Annotated in this window: 21 protein-coding genes; 15 read left to right on the top strand and 6 right to left on the bottom strand. The window is 54.3% G+C overall.

From position 1 onward, the window contains the following. Nucleotides 1-42 precede the first annotated feature (42 nt). From surE to FFI95_RS04640, 8 genes are all read left to right on the top strand, one after another. Nucleotides 43-822 carry a 5'/3'-nucleotidase SurE gene (gene surE / locus FFI95_RS04605; RefSeq protein ID WP_144821201.1) on the top strand — a complete coding sequence of 260 codons (780 nt, stop codon included), beginning with the start codon at nucleotides 43-45 and terminating at the stop codon, nucleotides 820-822. Nucleotides 823-847: 25 nt separating this feature from the next. Further along, nucleotides 848-2,509 (top strand): long-chain fatty acid--CoA ligase, encoded by a 1,662-nt coding sequence (locus FFI95_RS04610; RefSeq protein WP_144821202.1) that lies wholly within the window; start codon nucleotides 848-850, stop codon nucleotides 2,507-2,509. Between the two features lie 167 nt (nucleotides 2,510-2,676). Beyond that, a complete protein-coding gene (locus FFI95_RS04615; RefSeq protein ID WP_144821203.1) occupies nucleotides 2,677-3,540 on the top strand; it encodes a branched-chain amino acid ABC transporter permease in 864 nt (287 codons plus the stop codon). 2 nt (nucleotides 3,541-3,542) lie between these two features. Next, nucleotides 3,543-4,580, top strand: coding sequence for a branched-chain amino acid ABC transporter permease (locus FFI95_RS04620; protein WP_144821204.1), 1,038 nt, complete (start codon nucleotides 3,543-3,545; stop codon nucleotides 4,578-4,580). Then, nucleotides 4,573-5,340, top strand: a complete 768-nt coding sequence (locus FFI95_RS04625) for an ABC transporter ATP-binding protein (RefSeq protein ID WP_144821205.1) — start codon at nucleotides 4,573-4,575, stop codon at nucleotides 5,338-5,340. Before FFI95_RS04620 ends, FFI95_RS04625 begins: the two co-directional genes overlap by 8 nt. Beyond that, nucleotides 5,327-6,034 (top strand): ABC transporter ATP-binding protein, encoded by a 708-nt coding sequence (locus tag FFI95_RS04630; protein WP_144821206.1) that lies wholly within the window; start codon nucleotides 5,327-5,329, stop codon nucleotides 6,032-6,034. The genes FFI95_RS04625 and FFI95_RS04630 overlap by 14 nt, the downstream gene beginning before the upstream one ends. A gap of 47 nt (nucleotides 6,035-6,081) precedes the next feature. Then, nucleotides 6,082-7,230: an ABC transporter substrate-binding protein gene (locus tag FFI95_RS04635; protein ID WP_144821207.1), complete on the top strand. Its 1,149-nt coding sequence runs from the start codon at nucleotides 6,082-6,084 to the stop codon at nucleotides 7,228-7,230. 79 nt (nucleotides 7,231-7,309) lie between these two features. Beyond that, nucleotides 7,310-8,251, top strand: a complete 942-nt coding sequence (locus tag FFI95_RS04640; RefSeq protein ID WP_246069386.1) for a ketopantoate reductase family protein — start codon at nucleotides 7,310-7,312, stop codon at nucleotides 8,249-8,251. Nucleotides 8,252-8,292: 41 nt separating this feature from the next. Here the strand turns inward: FFI95_RS04640 and FFI95_RS04645 are convergent, their stop codons facing one another. The 3 genes from FFI95_RS04645 to FFI95_RS04655 all read right to left on the bottom strand — a co-directional run bounded on the left by FFI95_RS04645 (nucleotide 8,293) and on the right by FFI95_RS04655 (nucleotide 11,507). Beyond that, nucleotides 8,293-9,054, bottom strand: a complete 762-nt coding sequence (locus FFI95_RS04645; protein ID WP_144821208.1) for a class II aldolase/adducin family protein — start codon at nucleotides 9,052-9,054, stop codon at nucleotides 8,293-8,295. A gap of 112 nt (nucleotides 9,055-9,166) precedes the next feature. After that, complete coding sequence (locus FFI95_RS04650) at nucleotides 9,167-10,300, bottom strand: acyl-CoA dehydrogenase family protein (RefSeq protein ID WP_144821209.1); 1,134 nt, start codon at nucleotides 10,298-10,300, stop codon at nucleotides 9,167-9,169. Nucleotides 10,301-10,310: 10 nt separating this feature from the next. After that, entirely contained in the window at nucleotides 10,311-11,507 is a 1,197-nt protein-coding gene (locus FFI95_RS04655; RefSeq protein WP_144821210.1) for an acyl-CoA dehydrogenase family protein, read from the bottom strand. A 330-nt stretch (nucleotides 11,508-11,837) separates the two neighbouring features. Between FFI95_RS04655 and FFI95_RS04660 the strand changes: the two genes are divergently transcribed. Beyond that, on the top strand, nucleotides 11,838-13,181 hold the full coding sequence (locus tag FFI95_RS04660) for a porin (RefSeq protein ID WP_144821211.1): 1,344 nt from the start codon (nucleotides 11,838-11,840) through the stop codon (nucleotides 13,179-13,181). Nucleotides 13,182-13,268: 87 nt separating this feature from the next. On the opposite strand, the gene FFI95_RS04665 is transcribed toward FFI95_RS04660, so the two are convergent. Further along, entirely contained in the window at nucleotides 13,269-14,438 is a 1,170-nt protein-coding gene (locus FFI95_RS04665) for an acyl-CoA dehydrogenase (protein ID WP_144821212.1), read from the bottom strand. A gap of 21 nt (nucleotides 14,439-14,459) precedes the next feature. After that, on the bottom strand, nucleotides 14,460-15,665 hold the full coding sequence (locus FFI95_RS04670; protein ID WP_144821213.1) for a 3-oxoadipyl-CoA thiolase: 1,206 nt from the start codon (nucleotides 15,663-15,665) through the stop codon (nucleotides 14,460-14,462). A 209-nt stretch (nucleotides 15,666-15,874) separates the two neighbouring features. Between FFI95_RS04670 and FFI95_RS04675 the strand changes: the two genes are divergently transcribed. The 6 genes from FFI95_RS04675 to FFI95_RS04700 all read left to right on the top strand — a co-directional run bounded on the left by FFI95_RS04675 (nucleotide 15,875) and on the right by FFI95_RS04700 (nucleotide 24,797). Then, on the top strand, nucleotides 15,875-17,236 hold the full coding sequence (locus FFI95_RS04675) for a hypothetical protein (RefSeq protein WP_144821214.1): 1,362 nt from the start codon (nucleotides 15,875-15,877) through the stop codon (nucleotides 17,234-17,236). A gap of 246 nt (nucleotides 17,237-17,482) precedes the next feature. Continuing rightward, nucleotides 17,483-18,310, top strand: a complete 828-nt coding sequence (locus tag FFI95_RS04680; RefSeq protein WP_144821215.1) for an IclR family transcriptional regulator — start codon at nucleotides 17,483-17,485, stop codon at nucleotides 18,308-18,310. 186 nt (nucleotides 18,311-18,496) lie between these two features. Continuing rightward, nucleotides 18,497-20,590, top strand: coding sequence for a 3-hydroxyacyl-CoA dehydrogenase NAD-binding domain-containing protein (locus FFI95_RS04685; protein ID WP_144821216.1), 2,094 nt, complete (start codon nucleotides 18,497-18,499; stop codon nucleotides 20,588-20,590). 30 nt (nucleotides 20,591-20,620) lie between these two features. Further along, nucleotides 20,621-21,805, top strand: a complete 1,185-nt coding sequence (locus FFI95_RS04690) for an acetyl-CoA C-acyltransferase (protein ID WP_144821217.1) — start codon at nucleotides 20,621-20,623, stop codon at nucleotides 21,803-21,805. A 62-nt stretch (nucleotides 21,806-21,867) separates the two neighbouring features. Continuing rightward, complete coding sequence (locus tag FFI95_RS04695) at nucleotides 21,868-23,670, top strand: acyl-CoA dehydrogenase (protein WP_144821218.1); 1,803 nt, start codon at nucleotides 21,868-21,870, stop codon at nucleotides 23,668-23,670. Nucleotides 23,671-23,693: 23 nt separating this feature from the next. Further along, a complete protein-coding gene (locus FFI95_RS04700; RefSeq protein ID WP_144821219.1) occupies nucleotides 23,694-24,797 on the top strand; it encodes a zinc-binding dehydrogenase in 1,104 nt (367 codons plus the stop codon). A gap of 58 nt (nucleotides 24,798-24,855) precedes the next feature. Here FFI95_RS04700 and FFI95_RS04705 read toward each other — a convergent pair whose 3' ends face one another. Next, complete coding sequence (locus FFI95_RS04705) at nucleotides 24,856-25,701, bottom strand: acyl-CoA thioesterase (RefSeq protein WP_246069388.1); 846 nt, start codon at nucleotides 25,699-25,701, stop codon at nucleotides 24,856-24,858. Nucleotides 25,702-25,703: the final 2 nt, after the last annotated feature.

A 25,703-nucleotide genomic window follows, 5' to 3' on the forward strand; every position in this document is an offset into this window, starting at 1 on the left:
GGCAAACAATAATGAATCTGATCCCAGAACTGGTGAGTTGATATGACGGCACCCATTGTAAGGCGCATTCTGATTACCAATGACGATGGCATCAATGCCCCGGGGCTGGAGAGGCTGGAGAAGATTGCCCAAAACCTGGCAGAAGAGGTCTGGGTTGTTGCTCCCGAGCATGATCGCAGTGGCGCCGGCCAGAGCATTTCGATACACGACCCTTTGCGTGTGTACGAAAAGGGCGCCAAGCGCTATGCAATTTCAGGCACTCCGGCAGACTGCGTGCTCTACTCTCTTGCTCACTGGTTTGGTGAAACGCCCCCTGACCTGGTTCTCTCGGGTGTCAATCTCGGAGCTAACATCAGTGACTCTGTGCAGTACTCGGGCACCGTGGGTGCGGTGCTCAGTGCTCAGCACATGAACATCCCCGCTATTGCGCTAAGCCAGGCTTTTTTGACCCGGGAAGGTATTCAGTGGTCGCCCGTTGAGCGCTTTGGCGAATCCATTATCCGGAAACTGTGGCAGCCGGGTGAGAAGCAGGCCTGGAACGTCAACTTTCCCGCCTGCGAGGTAGAAGACATAGTCTCCGCCCGCTTGTGCCACAGGTCCAGCGGCTCTATTCAGCAGCCCCGGCTGCAGGCCGGTCGTGATGCACGCAGCCTGCCATACTGGTGGTTAGGGTTTGATCGCAGCTCCCGACATATAGTTGAGCCGGACTCTGATGTCGCTGTGCTGAGAGACAAAGCGATAGCTATCGCACCTTTGCGACACAAAGGCCCTCTTCCCGGGGGCACTAAAGAATTTGAACTGTCCGCGTTACGGACAGGTTGATTTGAACCAAGGGAGAACAATAACGATGTTTACACGCCATTATTCAGTCTGGCCGGAAGACCTGCCAAAGACATTGATGCTGCCCGAAACCAGTGTTTATACCAACCTGGAGATTGCGACTCGCCGCTACCCTGACCAGATGGCTATCATTTTTTACGATGCATCCATGACCTACCGCCGCTTATTCGAAGAAGTCGAGGCGATGGCTGGATACTTGCAGGCCCAGGGTGTGAAAAAAGGTGACCGGGTGCTGCTGTACATGCAGAACTCCCCCCAGTGGGTGATTGCTTACTATGCGATCCTACGTGCGGATGCGATTGTGGTTCCGGTGAACCCCATGAACCGGGCAGCCGAGCTTGAGCATTACATTGCGGACACCGACGCGACGCTCTGCCTGTCCGGTCAGGAGCTGGTTGACTACATCTCGCCCATGCTCGAAGCAACGAACCTGAACACCGTTGTTGTTGCTTCCTACAGCACGTACATTGATCCCGAGACGAATCTTGAATTACCGGCCGAAGTGAGCGCCCCTGCCTGGACTGGAGATAAGCCCGGAATGGTGAGCTGGGAGGCTGCCCTGGCAGCCGGTCATGTACCCTCGGAGCATACTGCAGGTCCGCAGGATCTGGCTGTGATTCCTTATAGCTCTGGTACCACCGGGGCTCCGAAGGGGTGTATGCACACCCATCGATCGGTGATGGCAACGGCCATGCACCGGGTGTTCTGGAGCCCGAGCACACCCGATAGTGTGCATTTGGGAACCCTGCCATTTTTCCACGTGACCGGTATGACGAGCTCGATGAACGGGCCGATCATCACAGGTTCCACAATGGTGATAATGACCCGCTGGAACCGCACCACCGCAGCCAGGCTTATTGAGCGTTATGAGGTCAGCTCCTGGACCAATATTGTCACCATGGCGGTGGACTTCCTGTCTAATCCGGACCTCAAAAACTACGATATCAGCAGTCTCACCGCGATCAGTGGCGGGGGCGCGGCTATGCCGGCAGCGGTTGCCGAGAAACTGAAAGAGACAACGGGTCTTGATTACATTGAAGGGTACGGGCTGTCCGAAACCATGGCAGCCACTCACATGAACCCGAGGAATAACCCAAAAGCCCAGTGTCTGGGTATACCGGCGTTTGATGTGGATAGTCGCATTATTGATGTGGATACCCTCGAAGAGAAAGGGCCTGGCGAAACCGGCGAGATTGTATCCCATGGTCCGCAGGTCACCATTGGGTACTGGAACCGGCCAGCGGAGACCGATGCAGCCTTTGTGGAGATCGATGGCAAGCGTTTCTTCCGTACCGGGGACCTGGGGTATTACGACGAAGAAGGTTACTTCTTCATGGTGGACCGGGTTAAACGGATGATTAATGCGTCCGGGTTCAAAGTATGGCCTTCTGAAGTTGAAGGGCTTATGTACCGCCACCCCGCCATTCACGAGGTATGCATTATCTCTGCCCCGGACCCCAAACGTGGGGAAACGGTCAAGGCTTGCATTGTGCTTAAGCCAGAGGCTGAGGACAGTACCAGTGCTGAAGATATTACCCGCTGGTGCAGGGAGCAGATGGCGGCCTATAAAGTGCCCACCATTGTCGAGTTTGTGGATGAGCTGCCTAAGTCGCCAACAGGAAAATTGATGTGGCGTGCGTTGCAGGAAGAAGAGTGGAAAAACGCGTAAAGGTTTAATTTGATCACAACTGACGGTCCGCATGGCGAAACAGTGTTTTATTTTGTTGACATGCGGGATCGTCAGTGTAATTGTTTCCCCCTGAAGTGCAGGCAGTTTGCTGGCCAAACCTCGCCTCAGTGCTTATTCCCATAAAAACAAACAATGGAGGGGCAGATTTGAGCCTTTTCTTACAACAAATAATGAACGGGCTGACCCTGGGAAGCATATACGGTCTCGTAGCTCTCGGTCTGACTCTGGTCTATGGAATACTCCATATACCGAACTTTGCTCATGGCGCGCTCTACATGGTCGGCGCCTTCATGTCGTATTTTTTCATGGTGGATCTGGGTGTGCATTACTGGGTCGCCATGGCAGGTTCTGCCGTTGTGGTCGCGGTGCTGGCCATCCTGTGTGAGCGCCTGGTGTTCCATCCTTTGCGTCACTCGCCTCCGATTCATGACAAGATTGCCGCGATCGGCATTCTGTTGTTTCTCGAAGCCGTGGTGCAGATGTTCTGGGGGGCAGACTTCCGCCGCATGAGCTCACCGTTTACCGGCATCATGAACTTCGACGGACTGATTATCCCCGAGCAGCGTCTGCTGATTGTTGTCAGTGCCTTTGCCCTGGTGGTGGCACTGCAGCTTTTCCTGAGGAAGACCATGACGGGCGCCACGATTATTGCCATGGCGCAGAATCGCGATGGGGCATTCCTGGTAGGGATCGATTCCAACCGGGTTGCCATGATGACCTTTGCGATTTCGGGGGCGCTGGCGGCCGTCGCTGCCACGCTTTATGCGCCAATCAATCTGGTGTACCCGGCTATGGGGCATCTGGTCATTATGAAGGCGTTTGTGATCATCATCCTCGGTGGTATGGGAAGTGTCCCCGGAGCCATTGCAGGGGGCATGATCATTGGTTTTGCTGAGGCATTTGGTGGTTTTTACATCTCTACGGCCTACAAAGATATTATCGCCTTTGGTTTGCTGGTACTGATCCTGTCATGGCGTCCGCAAGGCCTGTTTGCGAAGGGGGCACACTGACCATGTTGTACAAGATCGGAACCCTATTGATGAAGCCAGGTGCCAAACTGGTGCTCCTGGCCCTTGCTATTGCTTTCCCGTTTATGGCCAGCAACGAATACCAGGTGTACGTAATGGCATCTGCATTTGTGTGGGCGATTGCAGTGTATGGCCTGAATATAATCACCGGCTATTGCGGTCAGCTTAACCTGGCCCATGGCGGTTTCTTTGCGATTGGCGCCTACACGCTGGGGCTGCTTACCGCAGATGCGGGTTGGAGCTTCTGGCCGGCGTTTATAGCTGCACTGGTTATGTCAGCCGTGCTGGGCTTTTTGGTCGGTATCGTCTCGTTACGCCTGAAAGAGCACTACTTTGCGATTTTCACTCTGTGTGTGGGTTTCATTATTTACCTGCTTATCGATAAGTGGGAGGGGCTGACCCATGGTGCCATTGGTGTAAGAGATATTGCCGCGCCCAATGGCTTCGGTGTTGTTGATTTTACCGACACCACGCCTTTCTATTATCTGGTACTGGCTTTCCTGGTGTTTGCCATCTGGTTTATGGGACGCCTGTCCCGCTCGCTGCTGGGACGAACATTTCTGGCCATCCGTAACGGGGATGAGCTGGCGCAATCCCTGGGCATCAACCTGATGCGCAACAAGATACTGGCGTTTGTGCTTTCAACCGTATACGCAGGGATGGCTGGAGCGCTTTACGCCGGCATGGTGCGCATTGTCGGACCGGAAGAAGCCAACATCAACCACACCTTCGACATGATCACCTATCTGCTGGTGGGTGGCATTGGCACGCTTACAGGCCCATTGCTGGGCACCGTGGGAATTGTATGGATTACCCAGTCGCTGCAGTTCCTGGAGGAATACCGGATGATCATTTTCGGGCCGTTGCTGGTCTTGCTGGTGATTTTTGCGCCCCGTGGTATCTCAGGGTCCTTCCTGACCTGGATGCACCACAAAGCACAGTCACTGGCACCGGGTAAAAAGCGAAAGCACAGTAAAGTAACGGCTGACCAAAAGGCACGGGAGGCTGAAAGCAATGCTTAAGGTAGAGCACCTGACCAAGATGTTTGGCGGCCTCGCTGCCGTAAACGATGTTTCTGTCACGTTCGAAGCCGGTAAGATCAATGCGATTATCGGACCGAACGGCGCTGGCAAAAGTACCTTTTTTAACCTGATTTCGGGGCTGTATCAGCCAACATCCGGGCGGATCCTGCTGGATGGTGTTGATGTGACTAACATGCCCTCCGACAAAGTGGCGCGGCTGGGTGTCGGCCGCACGTTCCAGACAACCAACCTGTTTGAGCAGGCAACTGTGCTGGATAACTTGATTGTTGGCCACCGGCTGCGCACACGGTCGGGTTTGTGGGACGTGCTGATCAACAGCAAGCGTCTGCAGCGTGAAGAAAAGGCTGCCCGGGATAAAGCACAGGAAGCTCTGGAGTTTGTGGAGCTTGGCCACGTTGCTGATCAGTTCATTGCGGATATAACGCAGGAGGAGCGCAAGCGCGTGGCTTTTGCGCTGGCACTGGCCACTGATCCGAAAATTGTTCTTCTGGATGAGCCTGCTGCCGGCGTGAACCCCGAAGAAACCGAAAGTTTCGCAGCACTTATGCGCAAAATGGTGGACCGGGGACTGACCGTGTGCCTGATCGAGCACAAAATGGACATGATCATGAATCTGGCTGACAAAATCATGGTGCTTGATCATGGCGAAAAGATTGCTGAAGGCACACCGGAAGAGATCCGCAATAACCCGGTGGTAATCGAGGCTTATCTGGGAGGTGGAGACGATGCTGCAGCTTGATAAGCTCGACGTGTGTTACGGCAGTTTCAAGGCGCTTTCCGATGTGTCGATGGTTGTTGAAACCGGAGAGCTGGTGGTGCTTCTGGGCGCTAATGGTGCCGGGAAAACCACGTTATTCAATGCAATCAGCGGACTGCTGAAACCCTCTGCGGGGCATATCCAGTTTGAAGATAAGCAACTTAATGGAATGAAGCCCAACGCCATTGTCAGTAGTGGCGTGGTGCAGTGCGCCGAAGGTCGGAAGCTGTTTCCCCAGATGAGCGTGATGCAAAACCTGATGATGGGCGCGTTCGTGCACAGGCGGGACAGACAAGGCAACAAGAAACGGCTGAATGAAGTGCTGGAACTGTTTCCGATTCTGGAAGATAAGGCGCAGCAGCCTGCGGGCTCGCTGTCGGGTGGACAGCAGCAGATGGTCGCCATTGGTCGTGCCATGATGAGCCGCCCACGTTTACTCATGCTGGATGAACCGTCCCTGGGGCTGGCCCCGCTGGTCGTGAAGCAGATGTTCGAAACCATAAAGCAGATCAACAGCCTGGGAACGACGGTGTTGCTGGCTGAACAGAACGCCTTTGCTGCTTTGAAGATCGCCCACCGGGCGTATGTGATGGAAAACGGAAACCTGGTTATGGAAGGTGACCGGGAAACCATGCTGGGTAATGAGGAAGTGCGTAAAGCCTACATCGGGGCCTGAGGCCCTGACATTTGATGCGTGATGAATAAAAAAACCAGGAGAAAACAATGAAAATAGCAAAAACACTGGGCCGGGCGGTTGCGATGGCAACTCTGAGCATGAGTTTCGCAACAGGCTCCATAGCAGGTGAGGTAAACATTGGCTTTACAGGGCCGTTAAGTGGCGGCGCAGCCTTGTATGGTGAAAACACGCTCTCCGGACTGCGCATGGCGGCGGATGAAATCAATGCAGAAGGTGGTATTGACCTGAATGGCGAAAAAACCACCATCAACATGGTTTCCCTGGATGACCGGTATTCACCTGCCCAGGCCGCAACCAACGCCAAACGTCTGAAACAGGAATCGAATGTTCCTGCTGTGTTTACTCCACATTCAGGGGGAACGTTTGCGCTTCAGGATTTCAACGAGAAAGACGACTTTCTGGTTATGTCCTATACCAGTGTGCCGGCGGTGACTGAAAAGGGAAATACGCTGACTCTGCGTATTCCACCTACGTTTGACGGCTACGTGCGAATGTTTACCGAATATGCTCAAGAGCATCACGGAAAAAAGCTGGGCCTTGCCGGAGCCACTCATGAGTACGCAAAGATCTGGGCGTCCATGATTGAGAAAGAGTGGAAGAATGAGGGTGGAACCATCGTTTCCGACAATCCGATGGACTACAACAAGTCGGCTGACTTCTTCACCGGGGTCAGTCGTGTGATTGCAGCCGATCCGGATGTCATGTTTGTCGGTGGAGCGTCCGACCCTACAGGTCTGGTTGTGCAACAGGCCCGGCAGATGGGGTTCGATGGCAGCTTTATTCTTATGGATCAGGCCAAGCTTGATGAAGTGGCCCTGGCGGCCGGCGGTGTGGAAATGCTTGAGGGTGCAATTGGTGTAGTTCCCCTGAGTGTGTACGACACTGAAGCGGCCAAAGGTTTTATCGAAAGATATCAGGCCAGGTACGACAAGATGCCCGGGTCGGAAGCTGCGTATAACTACCTGGCACTGCACGCATTGGTAGAAGCAATGGATGCCACCGACTCAACAGACCCCAAGGTAATAAGGGCGGCCATCGGCGATGCACTGAAAAACATGGATTCCAGCAAAAACCCGTACGGGGTTACGGCTGTGACTGAAAATGGTGGTTTCATGACTGAAGCTACTCTCGCCACAGTTAAGGATGGTGAAATCGTACGCATTACCATGGAGTAAGCCCAGGGTCAGAAATAGCGGGGGCAGGCCGGTCAGGGCATGCCCCCGTTTTCATATTTACCAGTACAACGGAGATGTAATGACTATGACAGGCAAGCCTGATGTCCTGATTGTAGGTGCCGGAGCGATTGGTGGCTTCTACGGAGCCATTCTGAAAAAAGCTGGCTGCACAGTGAGTACTGTCCTGCGATCAGACTATGAGGTGGTCAGGGAGCAGGGGATTCGTATTACCAGCCCGCTGGGAGAGCTTTCCTTTCAGCCGGATCATGTGTACCGGGAAGGCGACTTGCCCGATGAAGCGCCTGACTTTCTGGTCCTGTGCGTAAAAGTACTCCCCGGCGTCGACCGGGTGTCCCTGGTGGCACCCTGGATGGGGGAAAAAACACGACTGGTGCTGATCGAAAACGGCCTGGATATCGAGCGTGAGCTGGCGGATGCTTTTCCGGATAACCCGCTTATCAGCTGTCTGGCATTTGTGGCTGCCAGCCGCACCGATGCTGGCGTCATAGAGCATAAAGCCTACGGGAAGCTCGTGATGGGGCGTTATCCGGACGGCATTGATGAGAACTGCCAGCAGTTGTCACAGCTGTTTACAGAGGGTGGTATTAATATTGATCTGACCGAACAGGTGGTTGGTGAGCGCTGGCGCAAGTGCCTCTGGAACACACCATTCAACCCCTTATCTGTTATTGCCAATGGTGCAGATACCCGCACCATTCTGGAAACAGAGGGCGGAGAAGAGCTTATCAGGGCCATGATGCGGGAAGTTATGAGCGTTGCCGCTGCTGAGGGTTACCCTATGGATGAGTCTCTGATTGATCAGAATATCAAGGGCACGTGGAAAATGCCCGCCTACAAAAACAGCATGGCACTGGATTACCTGAATGACCGCCCGATTGAGCGGGAAGCGGTACTCGGTAACGTGGTGTCGATAGCAAGACGCCATGGCATTTCCGTGCCGCACCTGAATACAGTTCTGGTTACGCTGAAAATGCGCGCCGCACTGGAAGGGCGGGAGTGATCTGGTTCAGGCACTCCGCGCCCTGAACACGGACGCTTTCCTTACACAGCGTAACCCGGGTTTTTACTGTCCAGCAATCGCAGCAGTGCAGGCCAGGTGAGTCTGGCGGCACTGCCCAGCGATTGTGACTGTTCAGCCGTTGTCCGAATGGCCTGTTCAGAGGGCATCCACACTGGCCCGCAACTCTGGGCCTTGACCTGTATTTCGCAGGCTTTCATCAGAAAGTAGAGATACGTAAAGGTTTCCGGAACGTCTTTTCCTGCCGTCAGAACACCGTGGTTGCGCAACATCATCATGGATTTATCCCCCAGGTCCTGAATCAGGCGCTCCCGCTCATCCAGGTTCAGAGCCACGCCCTCATAATCGTGATAGCTGAGATGATCCAGGCACAGCATGGCTGTCTGGCTCAAGGGGAGTAAACCGTCTTTATGGGCTGATACGGCAACGCCATCCGGTGCATGAAGATGCATAACGGCACCTGCATCTTCGCGTCCCATGTGTACGGCGCTATGTATGGTAAAACCCGCCGGGTTCACCCTGCCCAGTCCTCCGGACTCAACGACATTGCCGTCCTTGTCCACTTTGACCAGTGATGAGGCGGTGATCTCATGGAACAGCAGCCCATATGGGTTGATCAGGAAATGATGCTCAGGGCCGGGTACGCGAGCGGAAAGATGGGTAAAAACCAGATCGTCCCATTCAAAGAGAGCCACAAGACGGTACGCGGCAGCAAGTTCGGTTCGGACCCGCCATTCAGCTTCTCTGGAGGTTTTTGCTACTGAATCTGAAGTGTTCTCGGTCATAAGGCATCCTGTTTTTGTCTTTGTATAAAAAAGAGGGGGTGGCAAGCCACCCCCTCTGTAAAGGCCTCAGGCTTTTCAGCAAGAGGTCTCCGACCCACCTCTGATCAGGGGGTTAGCTTGCCTGCAAAAGTGATGCATAGTGCTCAAGATGGAAGTCATCATCACCCAATTGATGGTTGATCATGATCAGGCGCTTGGCGTAATGGGCAAAGTTATATTCCCAGGTCATGCCAATCCCCCCGTGGGACTGGATACCCTGCTCGGAAATAAACTGCCCACTGCGGCCGATCACATTCTTGGCCGCAGCCAGTATCCGGCGGCGCTCATCACTCTGTTCTTCATCTGCCACACTGGCAGCGAGAATAGACATGGAACGAGCTTGCTCCAGCTCGGACATCATATCGACCATGCGATGCTGCAGCACCTGGAAACGGCCAATGGGCACACCAAACTGCTTACGCTGCTTCAGGTAGTCGAGCGTAAGTTCGTTAGCGGCTTCCATCGCACCCACAGCTTCGGCGCACAGAGCGGCAATGGCCCGGCCTGCCTGGTACTCAATAACTTCTGCGGCTCCGTCTTGCTGGCCTACCAGTGCTTCAGCGCTGACCTGAACATCGGTCAGTGTAATATCGCAGCCTTTGGAGCCGTCGATGGTGGGGTATACACGCCGTTCCAGTCCGGCCGTATCCGGCGTCAGGACAAACAGACTGATGCCATCGGCCGCCTCGCTGGTGCGCGCGGATACCAGGATAAGATCCGCACAATGACCGCCGATCACAACGGCTTTGCGACCATTAAGTACATAGCCACTGTCATTTTTTTCCGCCCGGGTTTCGACATCCTTCAGATCGTAAAAGCTCTGAGGTTCCTGGAGCGCTACTGCGGCTTGCAACTCACCACTGGCAATACCTGCCAGCCAGGTGTCCTTCTGGGTATCGTTCCCTGCCTGGTTGATAAGCCCGCCGGCAAAGATCACGGACTGCAGGTAAGGCTCCAGGCACAAACCGCGTCCCAGTTCAGTCATAACGGACTGCACTTCTACACCGCCGCCATCAAAACCGCCCAGCTCTTCCGAGAAAGGCACGGCGGTCAGCCCCAATTCACCGAGTTGCTTCCAGAAGTCAACACTGAAGCCGGCTTCAGTCTCGCTGAACTCCAGGCGCTTTTCAAAACTGTACTCACCGCGAACCAAACGCGCCACAGTGTCCTGTAGCATTTGCTGTTCTTCGTTTAAACGGAAATCCATGATCGCCTCCTTAAAGCCCGAGAATCATTTTCGACACAATGTTTTTCTGGATCTCGTTGGACCCGCCGAAAATAGAGAGCTTGCGATTGTTGAAATACTGAGCGGACAAGGGCGCAGCGTTTTCGTCTGACAGGAACTCGCCGTCGTAATCCAGCTCCAGCTCTTCTTCCACAAAAGGAAGGGCGTAGGGACCAATGGCCCTGCGGGCCAGATCATTAATAGCCTGACGGATTTCCGTTCCTTTTACCTTCAGCATTGAGCTTTCAGCGCCTGGCACGCCCCCACCCTCAACCGAGGCGATAATGCGAAGATTACTTATGCCGGCGGCGGTAAGGTCAATCTCCACTTCAGCGATACGCTGGCTGAATGTCGGATCTTCCAGCAGCGGCCGGCCATTTTTAAGACGACGGGATGCCAGTTCTTTCAGGTGCGACAGTGCCGCCTTCGACAAGCCAATACCGGCAAGGCCGGTGCGCTCGTAAGTCAGCAGATACTTGGCATACGTCCAGCCTTTATCCTCTTCACCTACCAGATTCTCAACGGGAACCTTTACATCTTCAAAGAACACCTCGTTAACTTCGTGCTCACCCTCCAGCGTAATAATCGGGCGCACAGTAATTCCAGGGGTGTCCATATCAATGAGCAGGAACGAAATGCCTTCCTGGGCCTTCACCTCTGTGTTGGTGCGCACCAGGCAGAAAATCATGTTGGCGTGCTGGCCAAGGGTGGTCCAGGTTTTCTGGCCATTCACAATATAGTGATCGCCTTCGCGCACAGCGCGGGTTTTGAGCGACGCCAGGTCAGAACCGGCACCTGGCTCGGAATAGCCCTGACACCACCAGTCTTCACCGCTGAGAATGCGCGGCAGATAGGTTTGTTTCTGTTCTTCGTTACCAAACCTGATGATAACCGGCGCCACCATGTTGACGCCAAAAGGGATCGAGCGGGGAACACCGTACCGGGAGGATTCTTCATCCCAGATATGCTTCTGAACCGGAGACCATTCTACGCCCCCGTGCTCTACTGGCCAGTGTGTGGCGTACCAGCCTTGTTCGGACAGGATCTTTTGCCAGCGCTGATGGTCCTCTTTGGACAGGCGACGAAAGCCCTTTACTTTAGCGGCAATATCGGCCGGCAGCTTTTTATCGAGGAATGCGCGTACCTCGTCACGGAAAGCGAGTTCTTCTTCAGTGTAGTTCAGGTTCATTGAATAGCCTCACACGGGGTTCAGTGAAAATATATACCGCATAGCAGAATACTAGAATGTTCATTCAAAACTGGTGCTCGTGTCAATGATAAAGGGACACGAAGGGAATAATTTCAAGCGATGTTAAAAAAATAGTGCTCATAAAGGGTTGTTGATCCAAAAGCCTTTGTCTATATTCAAGACTCCGGGTGCTGGGTATCGCTTTCAAGGCAAACCTATAAACAACTCTCAGTGCTGCACAGCGAAATGAGTGTTTGGAGACGGAATACAGCAGCTGGCACCGGTGTTTCTAAAAATAAATGAAAATCCCATATGTGTGTGAGGATAAAGATGACAACAATAAAGAAATTTTCCACCAAGACGCTCGTAAAATCGATTATTGCCGCCTCATTGCCGCTGGCAACTCTGGGTGCGACCAACGTCCTTGCCCAGGACAGCGCAGAGGTGCAGGAGTTACGGAATAGAGTAGAAGCACTTGAACACAGGCTTGAAGGTGCGGTGGATACAGCACCGGAGCTGGAGCGTGATAACCCCTATCTGGTACGTGACGGTAGTGGTATCAAAATCGGGGGCACAACGCTCTCGTTTGGTGGTTTTATCAAGGCGGACGTGATGGTTGGTTCCGGGGGGAATGGGACAAGAAACGCCTACTCCACTGGCCTACCGCGTAATTTTGCTACTGCCGCTAATTCAGATGTAAGCGACTGGAAGACGGGTTTCAGTGCCCGGGAATCGCGCTTCAGCTTTGGTACCAAAACTGAAGATGTAGCCGGCCACACGTTGACCACCTATCTTGAGATGGACTTTAATCAGGATCAGAATGGTTTGGGCAATGAGACGGTATCTAACAGTTACTCACCGCGTATGCGCCAGGCTTACGGCTCGTGGAATAACTGGGACTTTGGTCAGACCTATACTACTTTCACCGACCTTGCAGCACTGCCTGAGATACTGAACCAGGGCAAGATGGCGGCCTTCATTTACGTCACCCAGCCGATGATTCGGTACAACATGGCTGCGCCCGGAGGGAAGGTCATGGTCTCCCTGGAAAACCCTGAGGATGGCTTCCGGACTGATCTGGCCCCGTATGATTCATATGATGACCAGTCCTATCCGGATCTGGCAGTTCGCTACCAGATTCGTGGAAACTACGGTTTTTATTCCATCGCGGGCGTACTGCGTAATTTTGAGGATAATGATGCCAATGAGACCAAGACCACTGGCGCTGTTTCACTAAGTGCTCGTATTCCGACCATTGGCAGAGACGACTTGAGGCTGCAGTATAGCTATGGTGCCCTGGGTCGCTATATGGGGCTATTTACATATCCTGATGTGGATCTGGCAGCCCAGGCCGGAGGAAAGGTTGAGCCCCTTAAGACCTTCGGTGCCACAGCTGCCTACCGTCACTTCTGGACGCCCTCCTGGCGCTCAAACCTGACGGTTTCACATACTGAGATCGTAGATGACTTGGTTAACCCAACTGGTGCACCCTTGGCGGGGGGGGCGTTAAGCTACTTTGACAGCTCCACATCGGTTCACGCTAACTTGCTATGGGCTGCCCATCAGAATCTAACGCTGGGTGTTGAATATGCATACTGGGACTTTAGTGAGATTGCCGGCAGTGGCAGCAAGCAGTATGAGCAGGTGATGGCCTCAGCCACACTGTCCTTCTGATCGACAGTGAGCTTCAATCACAAAGTGATCAGCTAAAAAAATACCCCTCCGAGTGAGGGGTATTTTTGTTACCAGTGTCCGTACAGGTTAGCTGAACGCTGCAATGCCTGTCTGACCACGGCCCAGGATCAGGGCGTGGACGTCGTGAGTGCCTTCATAGGTGTTCACGGCTTCCAGATTCATCACGTGGCGAATCACATGGTACTCGTCGGAGACGCCGTTACCGCCATGCATGTCCCGGGCTACCCGTGCAATATCCAGCGCCTTGCCGCAGTTATTACGCTTAAGCAGGGAGATGGCATCCGGAGACGCCTCTCCGGCGTCCATCATGCGCCCCAGCTGCAGAACAGATTGCAGGCCCAGGGTGATTTCAGTCTGCATATCGACCAGTTTCTTCTGGATCAGCTGGTTCGCTGCCAGTGGGCGCCCGAATTGCTTACGCTCAAGGGTATAGTTGCGGGCTGCGTGCCAGCAGAACTCAGCGGCACCCAGTGAGCCCCAGCTGATGCCAAAGCGGGCCTTGTTGAGGCAGCTGAAGGGGCCTTTCAGTCCGTCCACGTCCAGCTTGTTCTCTTCGGGTACAAACACATCGTCCATAAAGATGGATCCGGTCTCGGATGCGCGGAGCGAGAATTTGCCGGGGATTTTGGGAGCGTCGAGACCTTTGGTGTCCGCACCCTCAATAACAAAGCCATTCACTCTGCCATCCAGCTTGGCCCAGACGACAAATACATCGGCGATAGGGGAGTTGGTGATCCAGGTTTTAGAACCGTTCAGGAGGTAGCCACCGTCAACTTTTTTGGCACGGGTTTCCATGTTGCCAGGGTCAGAACCGTGATTTGGTTCGGTCAGGCCGAAGCAGCCGACCATTTCGCCCGACGCAAGCTTTGGTAGTACGCGCTTTTTCAGTGCTTCCTGGCCGAACGAATGTATAGGGTGCATAACCAGTGACGATTGCACACTCAGCGCCGAGCGGTAAGCGGAATCAACCCGCTCGACTTCGCGGGCGATCAGTCCGTAACAGACATGGTTGAGCCCCGGGCCACCGTATTCTTCTGGCAGGGTGGCGCCCAGCATGCCCAGTTCGCCCATCTGGTTGAAGATAGAGCGATCAAACTGTTCATGGCGGTTAGCTTCAATGATGCCTGGCATCAGGCGTTCATCACAGAAGCCGCGAATGCTGTCCCGAACCTGACGCTCGGTTTCATCCAGTTGGCTGTCAAAGTGCAGCAGGTCATCCCAGGGTGCGGAAGCCATTGTGTGTCTCCTCAGTAAAAATCAGTTGTTAACGCGTTCAATTACAGCAGCAATGCCCTGGCCAACGCCAATGCAAAGGCTGATAAGGGCGTACCGTCCGCCGATCTGTTCAAGCTGGCGGGTGGCCGTGAGAGCAATCCGTGCGCCGGATGCGCCCAGCGGGTGACCGACTGCAATGGCCCCGCCATTCGGGTTCAGTCTTGGGTCCGCAGGGTCTAAACCCAGTTTAGTTGTACATCCGAGAACTTGTGCGGCAAACGCCTCATTAATCTCGATGACATCCATATCGTTGAGTGTCAGCCCCGCACGTGCCAGAGCTTTTTCGCTGGCAGGCACCGGCCCCAGTCCCATTACCCGGGGCGGTACGCCTGCAATGGCTGCCGACACAATGCGGGCGCGGGGTTTTATGCCTGCACGTTCACCCGCGTCGCGGGATCCGATAATCAGTGCTGCGGCGCCATCGTTAATACCGGAGGCGTTGCCGGCAGTGACCACACCATCCTCAAATAAAGGACGTAATCCGGCAAGTGCTTCTGTGGTTGATTCAGGGCGAGGGTGCTCGTCTTCTCTGACCAGAAGCGGAGGTTTTTTCCGGCCTTGTGGTACGTCAACAGGCAAGATCTCGTCTTTAAAGAACCCTGAGCGACGGGCTTTTTCATAGCGAGCCTGACTTTGGGCAGCAAACTGATCTGTCAGTTCACGGCTAAGGCCAAAGTCATGGGCAATATTATTGGCGGTTTCAGGCATTGTGTCCGAGCCAAATGCGCTCTCAATGCGCGGGTTCGGGAAGCGGGCACCAATGGTGCTGTCAAACGCCCGGAAGCCCCGGCTGAAAGGAGTTTCACTTTTAGCCATAACAAACGGCGCGCGGCTCATGCTCTCAGCACCACCGGCTATAAACAGGCCGCCTTCGCCACAGCGTACAGCGCGTGCCGCATCGATAACAGCTGCCAGCCCGGACCCACAGAGCCGGTTTACGGTCAGCCCACCTGTTTCTACGGGAAGGCCTGCCAACAGCCCGGCATGGCGGGCGATATTGCGGGCGTCTTCGCCCGCCTGGTTAGTGCAGCCTGCAATAACGTCTTCATACTCTGTTAAAGAGAAGGCATTGCGCGACACCAGTGCCCGGATGACATCTGCCAGCAGATCATCCGGCCTGATCCGTGACAGAGAGCCGGCATGTCGGCCAAAAGCGGTCCTCAGACCGTCATAAATAAACGCACTCATGATGCTTCCCCTGGGGTGTATACAGGCTGCCGATGGAGGCAGGCGGTGTTAAGGCTGAATGAGCTGGTTGTTTTGACGATTATGCTAGTGTAGTTTCGTTTGGCGAAATTATGTTTTGTATTTAACTGATAAAAGACTAATCTGGGTTTGCGTGAAATGCAAGCAGATCTGAGCGCTGTTATCGGGTCTCGGGATAGGGTAGGGCAGGCATGGAAACGGCAGGCAGCAGGCTGTTAACTCTGGCGGTTTTGATGGAGCTGATTGCAATATGTCTTTCCAGTACCGGGTTGGGTGCGGTCGCGGGTGGTCTGTTTATTTTATGTTTTCTGGGAGCAGGTAAGCGCCTGCACACCTATGCCCGCCTGCTTTTGCTTGTTTCCCTGGTGGTTACAGCAGGGTTTTTTGTACGTGGCCTGCTGGGTGTGGACAGGCTGATCAAGGCGTCAGCAGATGCTGCATTTTATGCTGCATTCCTTGGTAGCCTGGGCATGATGCAATGCCTGGTTCGACGCTTTGAAGTGTTGCACCGGATTCACGATGTCTTGTTGGGGGGGCGTGTGACCTGGCTTTACCCGAAGTACGCAGTGGTCAGTTGTGGGATTGCCTCTGTGCTGAGCTTTGGCATGATGAATCTACTGTGTGGCAGCCTCTCAGGTACCCTCGAGGCCCGTGGTGTCGCTGGTGAGTCGCGCCAGCAATGGCTGCGAAGTGTTCTTACCAGTGCTTTGCGTGGGTTTGCGCTTGTTCCTTTGGTTGCTCCGACAAGTGTTGCGGTGGCGATACTTACCCGCGAGTTGCCACAGTTAAGCTGGTTTATGCTTTTGCCCTACGGCCTTGCCGCAGCGGTCATTCTGATTGTGGTTGGCTGGCTGCTCGAGCAGCAGCGGTTTCGCCGGGTCAGCAGTGAGCGCGTCGTTCTGGATCAATGGCCGTCGGGTACATTACGGCTGCTGAGCCTGGTGTTAACCGTATTTAGTTTGATGGCCGTTATCGTCAGCGTGACTGACTTCAAGATATCGGTTGCAGCCATGCTGGCTGTGCCATCCATTACGCTTCTGTATATGTTGTGGGAAGAAAGGTCGGTGGCTGTGGTGCTTGAGGAAGGGGTAGCTCAGGTATCAGCAATGCATAATGAAATGGCCATTTTTTCGGCCTCCGCAATACTGGGGGTATCGGTTTCCAGCCTGATTCCAAAGGATGCTTTGAGCGGGCTGGTTACCACCCCGGGTGGCATGTGGGTGTTTGCAGTTGTGGGAATGCTGAGTCTGCCACTGCTGTCGGTTATCGGGATCATTCCGATAACCGTGCTCAGCGTTCAGGCCGGGTTGCTCCCTCAGCTTGTTGCAGAGGGTCTGGATCCGGTTCTGATATCTGCAGCCCTGGTCATCGGCTTTTCCCTGGCCATGATGCTGTCCCCGTTCGGACCATCGGTCATGCTGCTTTCCCGTTTTGGCCGGGTGCCTCGCTGGGTGGTGGCCTTTCGCTGGAACAGTGCTTTTATATTAATAGCAGTGCCTTTGCTGCTGTTGTTGCTGGCATTAGAAATCGTTTTCTTGCCAACCATGCTTTAATAAGAGATGTGGGCGGATGTTTTGGCATGCAGAAATACGTACCAGGTTTTATTGAAAGGGCAATATTTCGTTTAATAATCAGGCGAAAATTGAGGCACAGTGCCCACGTGTTTCATTGCTGAGGCTCGTTTTTACTGAGTTTGTGGTACTTGGGGGCTGTAGGCATTAAAATACCGCATCTCATATATGCATACGATTTATGACCCTGGGCACAGGACTGGGTGACGTTTTTGGAGGGCGCCACATATGTTAGAGGAAAAAGAGACGTCAGCGGAGCTTCTGGCAGCTTCAGCGGACGATGAACCGGTTAAGCCGGAGAAGGATCGGAAGTTCGTAGAGGCGCTGTCCCGTGGCCTGGATGTTTTGCGTGCTTTTGGGCAGGAGTCAGCAATTCTGGGGAACCAGGATATTTCCAAGCTTACCGGCTTGCCTAAGCCCACCGTGTCCCGTATGACCTATACGTTGACCAAGCTCGGATATCTTAGCTACAACACTCAGCTGGAAAAATACCAATTGAGTTCGGGCGTCCTGGCGCTGGGTTATGCTTACGTTTCCAACCTCAGGGTGCGTCAGCTGGCGCGGCCTTACATGGATGAGTTCGCCCGCCAGACCAATATGTCTGTAGGGCTTACCTGTGCAGATCGCCTGCATATGATTTATGTGGAAAACCGTCTGCCTCCGGAAGCCTCTCTGCTTCGCATGGACATTGGTCTTAAGTTGCCCATGGCAACCACATCGGCAGGTCGCGCCTATTATTGCGCGGTTTCAGATAAAAGGCGCAAGGTTCTCGATGATGCTCTGGAGGTCAAGTATGGCCCCGAATCCTGGCCCGAGAAAAAAGAAGGGCTGAACCGGGCGATGGAGGATTACAGCAAATACGGTTTTTGTCTATCCTTGGGTGAGTGGGATCGCAATATAAACTCTGCGGGTGTGCCCGTTCATTTGCAGGACGGTACGACGATGACCCTGACCTGCGCAGCGCCTTCCTATCTGGTGTCGGCCGAAAAGCTTCGGGAGTCCACGGCGCATCAGCTGTCGATGCTGGCAGGAGATATTGAGTCGTTAGGGGTTTAGCGCTGCTTTGAAATGAACCTGTTCCCCCGACGGGGCCAGGCCGGCACAAAAAAACCGCAGGATGCGTCCTGCGGTTTTTTTGTGCCCGGTTATAAATGATGGTTGAAACCTTGAGAGAACTTCTGTTAAATCGTTCAAAGGTTTCGCTTAATAAAACTAAATTCCATATAAGGCGAGGATAAAATTATGTCTGATGTCGTAACTTACAGTCGCGAAGGCAATGTTGGCCTGATTACCGTGAACTACCCGCCGGTTAACGCCCTCAGTCATGCAGTACGTTCCGGGCTTGTCGCTGCTCTGGAACAGGGGCAAAAAGACTCGGAAGCAAAGGTGCTCCTGCTACTGTGTGAAGGCCGTACGTTTATTGCGGGTGCTGATATCCGTGAATTTGGCAAGCCCATGCAGGAGCCTGGCCTGCCCGACGTCGTTGAGCAATTCGAGAACAGTGATAAACCTCTTGTTGCCGCCATCCACGGTACTGCCCTGGGCGGAGGTCTGGAAGTGGCGCTGGGCTGCGATTACCGGGTTGCGCTCAGCAGTGCCAGAGTTGGCCTTCCGGAAGTAAAGCTTGGCCTGCTGCCGGGTGCCGGTGGTACTCAGCGGCTGCCCCGCCTGACGGGTGCGCAAAAAGCGCTGGAAATGATTACCACGGGTAATTTTGTATCGGCGAAAGACGCCCTGGCAGCCGGCATTGTCGACAGTGTTGAGGATGGCAGTGATGTGAAAGCTGCAGGATTGGCCTACGCCCAGAAAGTTGCGGATGAAGACAAGCCGGTACGTCGGGTTCGTGACCTGACAGACAAAGTTGATGCCGACAAGGGCAGTGACGTATTCGAACAGTTCCGCACGGCATTGCAGAAGAAGGCCCGCGGTCAGTTTGCTCCGTTCAAATGCGTGGATGCTGTGGAAGCAGCGTTTACGCTTCCGTTTGCCGACGGCATGAAGCGTGAGCGTGAGCTGTTTATGGAGTGCATGGACTCCCCCCAGCGTGCCGGGCTGATCCACTCCTTCTTCGCAGAGCGCGAGGTTTCCAAAGTGAAGGGACTGCCAAAAGATACGCCGGTCCGCGATGTAAACAGCGTAGGCATCATTGGTGCCGGGACCATGGGCGGTGGCATTGCCATGAATTTCGCCAACGTAGGTATTCCCGTCACCATCGTAGAGATGAAGCAGGAAGCCCTGGATAAAGGCCTGGGTATTATCCGTAAGAACTACGAGAACTCTGCTAAAAAAGGACGTATTACCCAGCAGCAGGTAGAAGACCGGATGGCACTGATCACCGGTAGCCTGGACTACGATGATTTCAAGAATACGGATCTGATAATTGAGGCCGTGTTTGAAAACATGGCGGTCAAGAAGGAAATCTTCACCAGGCTGGACAGCGTGTGTAAGCCCGGTGCAATTCTCGCATCGAACACGTCTACATTGGACATTGATGAAATTGCGTCTGCCACCAAACGCCCTGAAGACGTTGTGGGCATGCACTTCTTCAGCCCTGCTAACGTCATGAAATTGCTGGAGAACGTTCGCGGCAGCAAGACGTCTGACGAGGTGAAAGCCACAGTCATGGCGGTGGCCAAGAAAATCAAGAAAGTCGGTGTGATGGTGGGTAACTGCCACGGTTTTGTGGGCAACCGGATGCTGCACAAACGTGGTGCTGAAGCCATGGCTCTGGTTAACGAAGGTGCTACACCTCAACAGGTCGATAAGGTACTGACAGACCTGGGTTATCCCATGGGACAGTTTGCCATGTCGGACCTGGCCGGTATCGATGTGGGCTACCGCATCCGCGAAGAGCTGCGAAATGCGGGTGAAAATGTGGCGCCCAGCTGGATGGACAAGCTCGCAGAGCAGAACCGCCTGGGGCAGAAGACCATGGCGGGGGTGTATAAATATGAAGAGGGCAGCCGCAAACCGATTCCCGACCCTGAAGTAGAGAAAATTATCGGGGAATTCCGGAAGGAGCAGGGCATTACCCCCCGCGATATCACCGACCAGGAAATCCTTGAGCGCTGCATGTATGTCATGGTGAACGAAGCCGCAAAAATCCTGGAAGAAGGTATTGCGGACCGTGCCCTGGATATTGATGTGGTCTGGATTTATGGCTATGGCTTCCCGGCTTATCGTGGCGGACCCATGTTCTGGGCCGACCAGATCGGGCTGGATGTGATTCTGGCAGCGGTGGAGAAGTATCACCGTGAAGTGGGTGCAGATCACTGGGAGCCCGCAGCACTTCTCAAACAGCTGGTTGCTGATGGCAAGAAGTTTGGCGACCTGTAAGCGATACACTTTTATTTCGAGGTAAGTGCTATGTCAGATGCAGTTATTGTTTCAACCGCGCGCACCGGGCTTGGTAAGTCCTACCGGGGCGCTTTGAACAACACTCACAGTGTCGACCTTGCCGGGCATGTGATTGAACACGCAGTTGCCCGTGCGGGGATTGATCCGGCCATTGTTGAGGATGTGATTCTCGGGGCGACCTTCCATGAAGGCGCCCAGGGCAAGAATATGGCTCGCCTGGCCGCGATTCGTGCCGGTCTGCCGGTAACCACGGCTGGGTTATCAATCAACCGCTTCTGCAGCTCCGGGCTGCAGTCTATTGCCATTGCCGCCCAGCGCGTAGTGTCTGAGAAGGTGCCGGCAATGGTTGCTGGCGGTGTGGAGTCTATCTCGCTGGTTCAGAACGATAAGCTCAACAGTTTTCATGCAACCAACGAATGGCTGATGAAAAACAAGCCCGAGTTGTATCTGTCGATGATTGAAACCGCAGATATCGTTGCCCAGCGCTATAACGTCAGCCGTGAGGCTCAGGACGAGTATGCACTTGTGTCCCAGCAGCGGACGGCGGCTGCCCAGGAGGCGGGCAAGTTTGACGACGAGATTGTGCCTTTCGACGCCACAATGCTGGTAAAAGATAAAGAAACGGAAGAAATCAGCAAAAAAGACGTCACCCTGACCAGGGATGAGTGTAACCGTCCGAATACAACGCTTGAGGGACTGCAAGGGCTGAACCCTGTGCGGGGCGAGGGCAACTTTGTTACCGCAGGGAACGCCAGCCAGCTATCGGATGGCGCCTCTGTGTGCACGGTAATGAACAGCACATTTGCAGAGAAGAATAACATTGAGCCTATGGGCATTTTCCGTGGGTTTGCAGTTGCAGGCTGCGAACCGGATGAAATGGGTATCGGCCCGGTATTTGCCATCCCGCGTCTGTTGGAGCGTAATGGCCTGACCATGGACGATATTGACCTTTGGGAGCTTAACGAAGCTTTTGCGTCTCAGGTGGTTTACTGCCGTGACCGTCTCGGAATTCCCATGGAAAAGCTTAACGTCAACGGCGGCTCCATCTCCATTGGCCACCCTTACGGTGTAACCGGGTCCCGGCTTGCGGGTCACGCATTGATCGAAGGTAAGCGTCGTGGTGCCAAGTATGTTGTTGTCACCATGTGCATTGGCGGGGGACAGGGCGCTGCGGGTCTGTTTGAGGTCGTCTGATTGTAAGCGACCTTTAATAACCCGCAGTAAAAAACAATAAACCAGTGTGAGGGTAATAACGCGTGCAGCAAAAGATCATCAATCCGCAGGATCTGGCATTTCAGCTTTACGAGTTACACGACGTAGAACGATTGCTCAGTTTTGAGCGCTATTCTGAGCACAGCCGGGAAACATTCCAGGCGGCTCTTGATCTTGCGCTGAACGTGGCTGCGGAGGAGTTCGCCCCTCACGCTCGCCTGGTGGATGAAGAAGAGCCCCGTTTTGAAAACGGCCGTGTGGAAATGCGTCCGGAAGTAAAGCAGGCATTGGGTGTGCTCAGAGAAACCGGGCTGATGGCGGCCGGTCAGGATTACGAGCGCGGTGGCATGCAGTTGCCGGCAGCGGTCGCGCAGTTGTGTGTCGGTATGCTCAAGGGTGCCAATGTGGGTACCCAGGCTTATGCCGGCCTGACCATTGCCGCGGCCAACCTGATTATGGTTCAGGGTTCAGAGGAACAGCAGACACGCTTTGCTGAGCCGATGATGGCGGGGCGGTTCTTTGGCACTATGTGCCTGACAGAACCCCATGCGGGCTCGTCTCTGGGTGATTTGCGTACCCGCGCTGAACCACAGCCGGACGGCACTTATCGATTGTCTGGCAATAAGATTTTCATTTCCGCAGGTGATCACGAACTGAGCGAAAACATCATTCATATGGTGCTCGCTCGTTTACCGGACGCGCCCCCGGGCGTTCGGGGTATTTCCCTGTTTCTGGTGCCGAAAATTCTCGTTAATGATGATGGTAGCCTGGGTGAGAGAAATGATGTCTCGCTGGCAGGCCTGATTCACAAAATGGGGTACCGCGGTACGACTTCCACCATGCTCAACTTCGGTGAAAACGGTGGTGCGGTCGGTTATCTGGTAGGCGAGGCCAATAACGGTCTGGCCGCTATGTTTCATATGATGAATGAAGCCCGTATTGGTGTGGGACTGGGTTCGGTCATGCTTGGCTATACGGGGTATCTGCACGCTCTGGATTACGCGCGCGAGCGTCGGCAGGGGCGGGCTGTCGGGGAAAAAGATCCGGTTGCGCCGCAAGTGCCATTGATCCGGCACGGGGATGTGCGCCGCATGCTGCTGGCTCAGAAGGCCTATGTAGAAGGGGGGCTGGCTTTGTGTCTGCAGGGCGCAATGCTGGTGGACGAGAAAAAGTTTGCGGATACCGAGGCGCAGCGCAGCCTGGCGGCAGGGCTGCTGGATCTGCTCACACCGGTCATTAAATCCTGGCCTTCACGTTACTGTCTTGAAGCAAACAGCCTGTCGATCCAGGTGCATGGAGGTTATGGCTATACCCGGGAGTACCCCGTAGAACAGTTCTATCGTGATAATCGCCTTAATCCGATCCATGAAGGCACAGATGGGATTCAGGGTGTTGATTTGCTGGGCAGGAAAGTCTCCACCGCCGGTGGCCGGTTCTATAAGGCGCTGATGGAGCGTATTGAGATAACCATCAACGAGGGCAGACAGGACCCACGGCTTACCGAATCTGCAGACCGTCTTGAGCAGGCGGTGACTGCTATCATGAGTGCCACAGATGTAATCAATGCTGAGAAAAGTAAAGGTAACAAAGAAAAAGCTTTGGCAAATGCCACCCTTTACCTGAATGCCTTTGGTCACGTTGTGGTTGGCTGGCTCTGGCTTCGCCAGGGCTTGAAGGCCATAGCTGGTCTGGGTGGAAAGGGTGAGCAGAGTCCGGCATTTTACGAAGGTAAGATTAAGGCCTGTGACTATTTCGCCCGGTATGAGTTGCCTGGAGTTATAACAACGGCCGAGCTGCTGAAAACAATTGATACAACAACGCTCGATATTCTTGAAGAGCAATTCTAGTAGCCAGAACGGGAGCATCTGAAATGGACAGAAAAGCCAAAGCCGTGGTTTGCCGTGAATGGGGTCAGCCTGTTCAGGTGGAAACCATCACCGTTGAAGGCCCCAGGCGCGGTGAAATTACCCTCAAAATTGCCGCCTGTGGTGTATGTCACAGCGATCTCTCTGCCACTACCGGCAAAATACCCTATCCACCGCCCCTTGTACTTGGCCATGAAGCCGCTGGCGTGGTTGTGGAAGTCGGTGAGGGCGTTACTGAGTTCCAGGAAGGGGATCACGTTGTCAGCTCCTTTATTTCCATGTGCGGCAAGTGCAGGCAGTGTGTGCGTGGCCGCCCGGTACTGTGTGAGAATGCTCGAAAGGCAATGTACACCCTGCCCGATGGCAGCGTAAGAACCAAAGACGCCAATGGCGAGAGCCTTAACGTTTTCGGAGCCTGTGGCGTGATGGCAGAATACGCGACCATGCATGTGGATAACTGCATACAAATCGACAAGGCAGTACCCATGCAGAATGCCGCACTTGTCGGCTGTGCCGTGATGACCGGAGTCGGTGCCGTATTCAATACGGCACAGCTGGAACCGGGTTCCCGTGCGGCGGTTTTTGGTATTGGTGGTGTAGGCCTTAATGCGATCCAGGGATGCGTTACCTCGGGTGCCGAGATGGTGATTGCCGTCGATAGCAATCCCGCCAAGCTGGAGATGGCAAAACAGTTTGGTGCAACGCACACAGTTAATATCAACGACGTGGAAGATGCGGCCAAAGCGGTCAAGAAAATGACCGGCGGTGTGGACTACGCATTTGAGTGTGTCGGCGCGGGCGCAGTAGTAGAGCAGGCTTACAAATGCCTTGGCCGGGGCGGCACCGCCGTCGTGGTCGGTGTGTCCGACCCAAAAGATAAGACCTCATTAACAACGCTGACACTACCGGCGGATGAGCGCACCCTGAAAGGCAGTTGGCTGGGGTCTGCCCGCCCACAATATGACTTTCCGCGTATTATCAAGCTGTACCAGGCCGGTAAGCTGAAACTGGACGAGCTTGTTACGAGCACCTACGCCATTGAGGAGGCCGCTCAGGCTTTTGATGACATGGTTGCAGGGAAGAATGCCCGTGGCGTGATTATCATGTAATTCTGCAAGGTTATGCCTGTACCGCCCGACAACAGTCGTGCGGTACAGGCATTAACACCTATTCCTTGAAATATACCACCTGATGGGTCGTGGCGAGTAACAGCCCGTTACGGCTCCACATTTCAGCACTCTGGTCGAAGAAACCCTTGCCAAAATGATTGGATCTCGCGCTGCCGAGTATGTGGTCGCTCCCCGTTTCCTGCAGTTGTTGTTGGTCAGCGTGAAAATAGGTTGTCAGAGACACAGTACCTATGGGGGCGAGCTTCGACCGACGAATGAAAATGCGTGGGAAGAAGGCATCACACAGGGCTGACAAAGATACAAAGTCCAGCGGTCGGGCCGGCTCATCCCGTATCCATACACGGCTGAGCGAAGGTTCGTCCGGGTTAGGCTCGCCCAGCAGTGCACCATCTACAAAGCGCATATCGTAATTGTGAGTCCAGGGTGGGCGCCCTTCCAGCGCGAAACGCTCGAGGTCTGACGCCTGGGGCACTTGCGGGAACGCGAGTTCTGTGGATTCCCAGGTCTCTCTTCTGCGGGCAGTAACGGCGGTAGCGAAGGTAACCACCTCGTCGTTCTGGGTCATCTCCACCCACCAGTGCTGACTGTTGCGGTTCGTGCGCACCGGCCGGGCAATCACGTCAAAATTTCCGTCTGCCACGGGGGCAGTAAAGTTGACCGTCAGGGAGACTGGCTCCCCAAGCAATTCCTCATGGGAAAGCACTGCATTGAGCAGAGTAGCGCCGGTTGTGCCTCCAAACGGCCCGACCATATTGGCGTAGCCCTTGCTGGTATGACCCTGCCAGCGACCGGGACCGAGTGACTCCAGGGCAACGGCCTGATCCAGAGGATGATTACGTGTGCTGTTGTTGTTCATGGATGCCTCAAATAAAAAATGGTTCATTG

It is taken from the genome of Marinobacter piscis (assembly GCF_007671655.1).
Classification (GTDB): domain Bacteria; phylum Pseudomonadota; class Gammaproteobacteria; order Pseudomonadales; family Oleiphilaceae; genus Marinobacter; species Marinobacter piscensis.

Coding starts and splice junctions, on each gene's coding strand:
- surE (WP_144821201.1), top strand. CDS start 43: ATGACGGCACCCATTGTAAGGCGCATTCTGATTACCAATGACGATGGC.
- FFI95_RS04610 (WP_144821202.1), top strand. CDS start 848: ATGTTTACACGCCATTATTCAGTCTGGCCGGAAGACCTGCCAAAGACA.
- FFI95_RS04620 (WP_144821204.1), top strand. CDS start 3,543: ATGTTGTACAAGATCGGAACCCTATTGATGAAGCCAGGTGCCAAACTG.
- FFI95_RS04625 (WP_144821205.1), top strand. CDS start 4,573: ATGCTTAAGGTAGAGCACCTGACCAAGATGTTTGGCGGCCTCGCTGCC.
- FFI95_RS04630 (WP_144821206.1), top strand. CDS start 5,327: ATGCTGCAGCTTGATAAGCTCGACGTGTGTTACGGCAGTTTCAAGGCG.
- FFI95_RS04635 (WP_144821207.1), top strand. CDS start 6,082: ATGAAAATAGCAAAAACACTGGGCCGGGCGGTTGCGATGGCAACTCTG.
- FFI95_RS04640 (WP_246069386.1), top strand. CDS start 7,310: ATGACTATGACAGGCAAGCCTGATGTCCTGATTGTAGGTGCCGGAGCG.
- FFI95_RS04645 (WP_144821208.1), bottom strand. CDS start 9,054: ATGACCGAGAACACTTCAGATTCAGTAGCAAAAACCTCCAGAGAAGCT.
- FFI95_RS04650 (WP_144821209.1), bottom strand. CDS start 10,300: ATGGATTTCCGTTTAAACGAAGAACAGCAAATGCTACAGGACACTGTG.
- FFI95_RS04655 (WP_144821210.1), bottom strand. CDS start 11,507: ATGAACCTGAACTACACTGAAGAAGAACTCGCTTTCCGTGACGAGGTA.
- FFI95_RS04660 (WP_144821211.1), top strand. CDS start 11,838: ATGACAACAATAAAGAAATTTTCCACCAAGACGCTCGTAAAATCGATT.
- FFI95_RS04665 (WP_144821212.1), bottom strand. CDS start 14,438: ATGGCTTCCGCACCCTGGGATGACCTGCTGCACTTTGACAGCCAACTG.
- FFI95_RS04670 (WP_144821213.1), bottom strand. CDS start 15,665: ATGAGTGCGTTTATTTATGACGGTCTGAGGACCGCTTTTGGCCGACAT.
- FFI95_RS04675 (WP_144821214.1), top strand. CDS start 15,875: ATGGAAACGGCAGGCAGCAGGCTGTTAACTCTGGCGGTTTTGATGGAG.
- FFI95_RS04680 (WP_144821215.1), top strand. CDS start 17,483: ATGTTAGAGGAAAAAGAGACGTCAGCGGAGCTTCTGGCAGCTTCAGCG.
- FFI95_RS04685 (WP_144821216.1), top strand. CDS start 18,497: ATGTCTGATGTCGTAACTTACAGTCGCGAAGGCAATGTTGGCCTGATT.
- FFI95_RS04690 (WP_144821217.1), top strand. CDS start 20,621: ATGTCAGATGCAGTTATTGTTTCAACCGCGCGCACCGGGCTTGGTAAG.
- FFI95_RS04700 (WP_144821219.1), top strand. CDS start 23,694: ATGGACAGAAAAGCCAAAGCCGTGGTTTGCCGTGAATGGGGTCAGCCT.
- FFI95_RS04705 (WP_246069388.1), bottom strand. CDS start 25,701: ATGAACCATTTTTTATTTGAGGCATCCATGAACAACAACAGCACACGT.